Source organism: Serratia sp. X3 (genome assembly GCF_014982455.1).
Taxonomy (GTDB): domain Bacteria; phylum Pseudomonadota; class Gammaproteobacteria; order Enterobacterales; family Enterobacteriaceae; genus Serratia; species Serratia ureilytica.
The window spans coordinates 1,719-4,588 of the sequence record NZ_JADCNB010000017.1 but is presented as its reverse complement, the minus strand read 5'-3'; the positions used below and the strand labels follow the sequence as shown (position 1 = coordinate 4,588).

General features: G+C 52.9%; 1 rRNA gene. It reads right to left on the bottom strand.

Features of this window, described 5'->3' with window-relative positions:
- Positions 1-2,801: ribosomal RNA gene (locus IMX17_RS25040) — 23S ribosomal RNA — on the bottom strand; the annotation flags it as partial.
- Between the last annotated feature and the right edge of the window lie 69 nt (positions 2,802-2,870).

Genomic DNA, 2,870 nt, shown 5'->3' with positions numbered 1-2,870 from the left:
AAGGCCCAGGGAAGACTCATCTTGAGGCAAGTTTCGCGCTTAGATGCTTTCAGCGCTTATCTTTTCCGCACTTAGCTACCGGGCAATGCCATTGGCATGACAACCCGAACACCAGTGGTGCGTTCACTCCGGTCCTCTCGTACTAGGAGCAACCCCTCTCAATCTTCCAACGCCCACGGCAGATAGGGACCGAACTGTCTCACGACGTTCTAAACCCAGCTCGCGTACCACTTTAAATGGCGAACAGCCATACCCTTGGGACCTACTTCAGCCCCAGGATGTGATGAGCCGACATCGAGGTGCCAAACACCGCCGTCGATATGAACTCTTGGGCGGTATCAGCCTGTTATCCCCGGAGTACCTTTTATCCGTTGAGCGATGGCCCTTCCATTCAGAACCACCGGATCACTAAGACCTACTTTCGTACCTGCTCGAGCCGTCACTCTCGCAGTCAAGCTAGCTTATGCCTTTGCACTAACCTCACGATGTCCGACCGTGATTAGCTAACCTTCGTGCTCCTCCGTTACTCTTTGGGAGGAGACCGCCCCAGTCAAACTACCCACCAGACACTGTCCTCACCCCAGATTATGGGGCCGAGTTAGAACATCAAACATTAAAGGGTGGTATTTCAAGGATGGCTCCACGCAGACTGGCGTCCACGCTTCAAAGCCTCCCACCTATCCTACACATCAAGGCTCAATGTTCAGTGTCAAGCTATAGTAAAGGTTCACGGGGTCTTTCCGTCTTGCCGCGGGTACACTGCATCTTCACAGCGAGTTCAATTTCACTGAGTCTCGGGTGGAGACAGCCTGGCCATCATTACGCCATTCGTGCAGGTCGGAACTTACCCGACAAGGAATTTCGCTACCTTAGGACCGTTATAGTTACGGCCGCCGTTTACTGGGGCTTCGATCAAGAGCTTCGCCTTGCGGCTGACCCCATCAATTAACCTTCCAGCACCGGGCAGGCGTCACACCGTATACGTCCACTTTCGTGTTTGCACAGTGCTGTGTTTTTATTAAACAGTTGCAGCCAGCTGGTATCTTCGACTGGCTTCAGCTCCATCCGCGAGGGACTTCACCTACATGCCAGCGTGCCTTCTCCCGAAGTTACGGCACCATTTTGCCTAGTTCCTTCACCCGAGTTCTCTCAAGCGCCTTGGTATTCTCTACCTGACCACCTGTGTCGGTTTGGGGTACGATTTAATGTTACCTGGAGCTTAGAGGATTTTCCTGGAAGCAGGGCATCAACTACTTCTGCACCGTAGTGCATCGTCATCACGCCTCAGGGTTAGTATGCAACCGGATTTACCAGGTCACACCCCCTACACGCTTAAACCGGGACAACCGTCGCCCGGCTAGCCTAGCCTTCTCCGTCCCCCCTTCGCAGTAACACCAAGTACAGGAATATTAACCTGTTTCCCATCGACTACGCTTTTCAGCCTCGCCTTAGGGGTCGACTCACCCTGCCCCGATTAACGTTGGACAGGAACCCTTGGTCTTCCGGCGAGCGGGCTTTTCACCCGCTTTATCGTTACTTATGTCAGCATTCGCACTTCTGATACCTCCAGCAACCCTCACAGGCCACCTTCAACGGCTTACAGAACGCTCCCCTACCCAACAACGCCTAAGCGTCGCTGCCGCAGCTTCGGTGCATGGTTTAGCCCCGTTACATCTTCCGCGCAGGCCGACTCGACCAGTGAGCTATTACGCTTTCTTTAAATGATGGCTGCTTCTAAGCCAACATCCTGGCTGTCTATGCCTTCCCACATCGTTTCCCACTTAACCATGACTTTGGGACCTTAGCTGGCGGTCTGGGTTGTTTCCCTCTTCACGACGGACGTTAGCACCCGCCGTGTGTCTCCCGTGATAACATTCTTCGGTATTCGGAGTTTGCATCGGTTTGGTAAGCCGGGATGGCCCCCTAGCCGAAACAGTGCTCTACCCCCGAAGATGAGTTCACGAGGCGCTACCTAAATAGCTTTCGGGGAGAACCAGCTATCTCCCGGTTTGATTGGCCTTTCACCCCCAGCCACAAGTCATCCGCTAATTTTTCAACATTAGTCGGTTCGGTCCTCCAGTTAGTGTTACCCAACCTTCAACCTGCCCATGGCTAGATCACCGGGTTTCGGGTCTATACCTTGCAACTATTCGCCCAGTTAAGACTCGGTTTCCCTACGGCTCCCCTATACGGTTAACCTTGCTACAAAATATAAGTCGCTGACCCATTATACAAAAGGTACGCAGTCACACCACGAAGGTGCTCCCACTGCTTGTACGTACACGGTTTCAGGTTCTATTTCACTCCCCTCGCCGGGGTTCTTTTCGCCTTTCCCTCACGGTACTGGTTCACTATCGGTCAGTCAGGAGTATTTAGCCTTGGAGGATGGTCCCCCCATATTCAGACAGGATGTCACGTGTCCCGCCCTACTCATCGAACTCACGACCTGTGCATTTTAGTGTACGGGGCTATCACCCTTTGCTGCGCGACTTTCCAGACGCTTCCACTAACACACAAGCCGATTCAGGTTCTGGGCTCCTCCCCGTTCGCTCGCCGCTACTGGGGGAATCTCGGTTGATTTCTTTTCCTCGGGGTACTTAGATGTTTCAGTTCCCCCGGTTCGCCTCATGCCACTATGTATTCATGACATGATAGTGTGTCGAAACACACTGGGTTTCCCCATTCGGGTATCGCCGGTTATAACGGTTCATATCACCTTACCGACGCTTTTCGCAGATTAGCACGCCCTTCATCGCCTCTGACTGCCTAGGCATCCACCGTGTACGCTTAGTCACTTAACCTCACAACCCGAAGATGTTTCCATCGTTCGCGCTGCAAACATTTGAGAGACTCTATGACAGGTTACTCTT